At 42.4% G+C, this 4,509-nt stretch carries 5 protein-coding genes; all 5 read left to right on the top strand.

Annotation, left to right across the window (positions count from 1 at the left end):
* Positions 1-326: thioredoxin (trxA, locus tag MNV_RS10395; RefSeq protein ID WP_306453638.1), on the top strand; the 326-nt coding region annotated here is incomplete at its 5' end.
* A 10-nt stretch (positions 327-336) separates the two neighbouring features.
* Entirely contained in the window at positions 337-1,320 is a 984-nt protein-coding gene (locus MNV_RS10390; RefSeq protein ID WP_096205826.1) for an MBL fold metallo-hydrolase, read from the top strand.
* Entirely contained in the window at positions 1,320-1,967 is a 648-nt protein-coding gene (locus MNV_RS10385) for a DUF116 domain-containing protein (RefSeq protein WP_096205824.1), read from the top strand. The genes MNV_RS10390 and MNV_RS10385 overlap by 1 nt, the downstream gene beginning before the upstream one ends.
* Positions 1,968-2,224: 257 nt before the next feature.
* On the top strand, positions 2,225-3,421 hold the full coding sequence (gene mfnA / locus MNV_RS10380) for a tyrosine decarboxylase MfnA (RefSeq protein WP_096205822.1): 1,197 nt from the start codon (positions 2,225-2,227) through the stop codon (positions 3,419-3,421).
* Between the two features lie 54 nt (positions 3,422-3,475).
* Positions 3,476-4,509, top strand: a 1,034-nt coding sequence (locus tag MNV_RS10375) for an RNA-guided endonuclease InsQ/TnpB family protein (protein WP_257000026.1), incomplete at its 3' end; no start/stop codon positions are given.

The raw sequence follows: 4,509 nt of genomic DNA, 5'->3' as shown, positions 1-4,509 counted from the left end.
GATTAAGGAAAAATGCAAATCGTGCAACATCTGCTTCAAGAGGAGGAAATCAAATGAGTAAAGTTGTTCTAATGGATTTTTTTGCAGAATGGTGCGGTCCCTGCAAGATGCAGGATCCGATCATCGAAGAGCTTAAGAAAAAATTCGGGGATAAAGTGGAATTCAAGAAAATTGACGTTGACAACAATAATGAATTGGCCGCTAAATTCACAGTGCATGCAATCCCTACACTGGTAATAGAAAAAGATGGAGCCGTATTCAAGCGATATACCGGCGTAACCCGCGCGAATGTTCTTGAATCGGATTTAAACGCAGCCTTAAAATAGCGTGGTTTGATTGAAACCTTTATTTGACCTTGGTGTGCTGCCGATCAGGCACAGGACAGATAAGGGATTCAAACCCCATATTTCACTTGTTTTCAATGCAGGGAAACGGTTGACTTTTTCCGTGGATACTACGAACTCCCGTTTCCACCAGCCTGATGCATACCTTATAACCCATGCACATTCAGACCATCATGGCAGGTCTGCAATGCTCTCGAAGAATGCTGTCTGTTCGCAGGAAACTGCACAGGCACTTGAAATCCTTTACGGGAAAAAATATGCAGGAAGAACATTCAGGATCGGTGACAGTATTGACATTGCCGGCGTTGAAGTAAAAACATATCCTACACATCATACAATAGGTTCATGTGCTTTTTACTGGAAAAATGATGTGGGTACAAGGATCATGGTCACAGGTGACGTCAAAGACTCAAGAGACCTGCCAGACTGCGATTGTCTTGTCACTGAAGCAAATTATGGAGACCCTAATGACCCGAAATGTCATTTCGAAGATGATCTGGGTGCATTCAGGGAATCCCTGGAAGAAATGCCCAATGATATTGCTTTTGGCGCTTATGCATTCGGGAAGGCTCAGCGTGCAGTCAAACTGATTCGTGAATCCGGTTATTCGGGAAAGATCGGTATGGATCCGGTATCTCATGCTCTTACTGACGGATTAATGAAAAATGCGGGGCAGCTTGTTGATCTTGATAGCAATTGCGGTATTAAAATAACTACACCCGGTGAAATTTCCGGCCTCACCTGCGCAACGAAATTCATACTGACAGGACGAAAGGATATTAAATTTCCTACTATCAATATCAGCGACCACATGGATGTGAACGGTCTTATCGGTATGACAAAACAATGCGCACCGTCAGCAGTTATCACATACCACCCGGGCGGCAACCGTCCCCTTAAGCTTGCTGCGTATCTAAGGAAAAATGGGGTTTATGCGAAAGCCCTTGAAGAAATAAATACTATTCTTGAAATTTGATGGCAATAGAAATTGAACCTTTATTCACAATAATCGGCGAAGCTGTAGTATACTTTGCGGCTTTTTTATTGATAATAGCAATTATGGGTTCACTGCTTATTGCTTATTCATTTAAGACCGAGAAGTTTATTTTTCCGGGATTTATGCTTTTCTCTATCACTCTTCTTGAAAACCTGGTCAAGGCTTTATTCAGGCTTATCAAAATGGATGATTCCATTGTAGATGATGTGGGTATTGCACTTAAGAACAAGATATCTCTGCGAAAATTCAGGGACACGCCGATCAATAAACGACTGATATTTTTTCCACAATGCTTAAGAGCCATCACCTGCCCATCCAAGCTCAGTCCCGAAGGCATGCAGTGCGAAAATTGCGGTGCATGCGAGATAGGACAGGCCAAGAAAAGCGCAGAAATGCTTGGTTATAAGGTTTTTATTGTACCAGGTTCAAGTTTTATCAGGCGGCTAGTACGAAAACACAAGCCGGAGGCAATACTGGGGGTTGGGTGTATGACCGAAATAAAAGCCGGGATTGAAATGTGCGAGAAAATCGATCTTTTTGGTGTTGGTATCGTTCTTGAGAAGGCAGGATGTGTTTCCACAGTCCTTGACTGGGATAAGTTCTACGAGTTCATCGAAAGTTCATGAGAATAAGCATTTTTTGAGGTTTTTATTGTTATTCAATATGCTATGAACTATTTTAAACTAAAAAAGACCGTGTTATAGCTTAGAAACTGAAAAATAACCCTTAAAAATGTCGGCTTATTTATATCTCATCTGGCATATCTGAAAATATAGAGGAGCAGTTACAAACCATCATCATGGATTCCATCCAGACCTTTTTGGCTCCTCTAATCCTATACAATAAACAAACTTTTATAAGCAAGTATTCGGGAGTTTAGGACATGAACCTGAAAGGGCACTCTGAAAAGGAAGTACTATCCCGGCTTAAAAACGCTATGCAAAAAGACACTTCCTATGATAAGGTCATGAGTGCCATGTGCACACAACCCCACCCCATAGCTGTAAAAGCCCACATGCAATTCATTGCATCAAATATGGGGGACTTTGGTTTATTCCAGGGGACAAAGGAACTTGAAGATAAAGTAATAAAGATGATGGGATACATGCTCGGTGATGGTAATGCATGCGGTTACATTACGACAGGGGGCACGGAATCCAATATCCAGGCGTTGAGGACTGCCAGGAACATGAGCAAAAAGAAGCGTCCGAACATGATCGTTCCATTTTCAGCCCATTTCTCTTTCGATAAGATAGCGGATCTCCTTGGAATAGAGATAAGAAAAGCTTCGCTTGATACGGAATTCAAGGTGGATATGGACTCAGTTTCAGACCTTATCGATAGCAACACCATTGCTCTTGTTGGTATTGCAGGCTCAACAGAATTCGGCCAGATCGATCCGATAGACAGGCTGGCCAAACTTGCGTTATCAAATAACCTGTTCTTGCATGTGGACGCAGCTTTTGGAGGATATGTCATACCTTTTCTTGATAAAAAATATGATTTTGATTTTTCAGTGAAAGGAGTTACATCAATAACAGCAGATCCCCATAAAATGGGCATGTCCACTATTCCGGCAGGAGGTCTCCTGTTCAGGGAAGAGGCCTGTCTTCTTCCACTGGAGATCGACACGCCCTACCTGACGATCAGGAAGCAGCATTCCCTGGTTGGCACACGAAGCGGGGCAGCAGTTGCGGCTGCATATGCCGTTATGACGCATCTTGGAACAGAAGGATACAAAGAAATTGTGAAAAGATGTATGAAAATGACCGGCAGGCTTGTAGAGGGCGCCTGTGACCTGGGAATTGACCCGCTGATCGAGCCTGCAATGAACATCGTAGCGCTTGACGTACCTGATCTTGATGACGTCAGGAAAAAATTGCGTTCCAGGGGCTGGGTTACTTCTTTAACGCGAAACCCAAAAGCCATGAGATTGATAATAATGCCGCATCTTACTGAGGATACCATTGATTCGTTTATTTCCGATCTTGGTGAATGCATTCACGATAATGGGGGTGCAGGGGGTAGCGGATGCCCCATACTTCATTGCGGGGAGGAAGCGTACCCCGCCTTAAAGTGATAGTAAACTGTATATACATTGAACGATATATTCAATACTATGTTACAAACGCTTATGATTAAACTTGATACATCCAAAGAACAGCATGCATCTCTTCTTGAAACAATGCATCAGTTTAACGAAGCTTGTAACTACATCGCTAATATTGCTTTTGAGAGAAAGACGGCTAATAAAATGGAGCTTCAGAAAATTATATATTATGAAGTTCGAGATAAGTTCAAACTCTCCGCACAATTGACCATTAGAGCGATTGCTAAAGTATCTGAAGCATATAAACGAAATAAAACCATTAAGCCGGAATTTAAACCAATTGGTGCTATTGTCTATGACCAGAGGATACTTTCTTGGCGTAAACTCGAAGCTGTCTCTATCCTGACGATAGGCGGAAGGCAGACTATTCCTATTCGCATTGGTGAGTATCAACGAGTTAGACTGGATAGAATCAGAGGACAGGCTGACCTAATCCTCCGTGATGATATATTCTATCTCGCAGTTGTTGTTGAAGTTCCTGAAGCTTCTAAATTCGATGCAGTTGGTACTCTCGGTATTGATTTGGGTATAGTTAATCTTGCCACTGATAATGACGGTGAATCTTTCAGTGGAAAGCAGATTGATACTGTCAGGGAAAAGAACGCTGTACTCAAGGCTAACCTTCAAAAAACAGGAACGAAATCATCTAAGAGGCATCTTAAGAAGCTCTCCGGCAGGGAAAGTAGATTTCATCGTGACATTAATCATATAATTTCCAGGAAGATCGTGGCTAAAGCCAAAGACACAAGACAGGCGATAGCTCTTGAAGACCTCAAGGGTATTCGCAAGTCTGTAACGGTAAGAAGGACTCAGAGAAGCCGCATTCATTCCTGGGCATTCTTTCAGTTGAGAAGTTTCATTGAATACAAGGCTATCCTTGTGGGTGTGCCTGTTGTACTCGTTAATCCGAGGGGAACATCTCATATCTGTCCTGTATGTAATCATAACGAAAGAGGAAACAGATCGAATAGGGATAATTTCAAATGTGTTCAGTGTGGCTTCTCTGGCAATGCTGACCACATAGCAGCCATCAATATCGCTGCAAGAGCCGTTGAAGT

This window comes from Candidatus Methanoperedens nitratireducens, from assembly GCF_900196725.1.
GTDB classification, from domain to species: domain Archaea; phylum Halobacteriota; class Methanosarcinia; order Methanosarcinales; family Methanoperedenaceae; genus Methanoperedens; species Methanoperedens nitroreducens_A.
The sequence above is the reverse complement of the archived record's forward strand: the minus strand, read 5'-3'. Positions and strand labels throughout refer to the sequence as shown.

Bases quoted from the DNA above. Each gene is read 5' to 3' on its own strand.
- MNV_RS10385 (WP_096205824.1), top strand. From the start codon at position 1,320: ATGGCAATAGAAATTGAACCTTTATTCACAATAATCGGCGAAGCTGTA.
- mfnA (WP_096205822.1), top strand. From the start codon at position 2,225: ATGAACCTGAAAGGGCACTCTGAAAAGGAAGTACTATCCCGGCTTAAA.